Origin of the sequence: Aeromonas sp. 5HA1 (assembly GCF_029237245.1) — a bacterium.
In the GTDB taxonomy this organism is placed as follows: Bacteria; Pseudomonadota; Gammaproteobacteria; order Enterobacterales; family Aeromonadaceae; genus Aeromonas; species Aeromonas salmonicida.
On the sequence record NZ_JAACFW010000049.1, the window covers coordinates 1 to 959 of the forward strand.

Below are 959 nucleotides of genomic sequence, written 5' to 3' on the forward strand. Positions count from 1 at the left end.
ATGCCCATGGAGCGCCTGGTCTGGGCCATCATCGGCATGGCTATCTTCCGCCACGTCCCCATGACCCAGCTGGTCAATCAGCTCGATATCCTCTTGCCCGGTGACCGCCCCTTTGTTGCTCCCAGCGCCTTCCTGCAAGCTCGCCAAAAGCTTGGCCACAAGAGCATTGAGCGGCTGTTTCACGAAACCGCCACAGGCTGGCACCAGCAGGCCAATCACCCCGGCTGGGCCGGGCTGCAACTGCTCGCCGTCGATGGCGTGATGTGGCGCACGCCTGATACCCCGGACAATGCCGCCGCCTTTGCCAAGCCCGGTACCCAGCATGGGGAGACCGCTTATCCGCAGGTGCGCATGCTCTGCCAGATGGAGCTGACCAGTCATCTGCTTGTTCAGGCTGTCATGGAGAGCTGCGCCGTCAACGAGATGGCGCTGGCCGAACAGCTCATTGCACGCACACCGGACCACTCGCTCACCCTGTTCGACAAGGGGTTTTACTCCCTCGGTCTGCTACACGCCTGGCAAACTGCTGGCAGCGAGCGTCACTGGCTGCTGCCGCTCAAAAAGGGCACGCAGTACGAGGTGGTACGCAAGCTGGGGCGCCAGGATGTACTGGTGCAGCTCAAGACCAGTCCACAGGCACGCAAGAAGTGGCCGCAACTGCCGGACACGGTGGAAGCCCGCTTGCTGACCCGCACTATCAACGGCAAGGAGCGGCAGGTGCTGACCTCAATGGTTGACCCGATGCGCTTCCCGGGGGCTGACATCGTCGAGCTCTACAGCCATCGCTGGGAAATCGAGTTGGGCTATCGGGAGATGAAGCACAGCCTGCAACAACACCGACTGACCCTGCGTAGCAAGAAGGCGACGGGGATACGGCAAGAGCTGTGGGGCGTGCTGCTGGCGTACAACCTGCTGCGCAGCCAGATGGTGAAGATGGCGGCGAGTCTAAAGGGATACAC

General features: G+C 62.0%; 1 protein-coding gene. It reads left to right on the forward strand.

The genetic code is table 11. The features are described 5' to 3' along the window. Nucleotides 1-959, forward strand: a 959-nt coding sequence (locus GWQ27_RS22175; protein WP_275908337.1) for an IS4-like element ISAs30 family transposase, incomplete at both ends; no start/stop codon positions are given.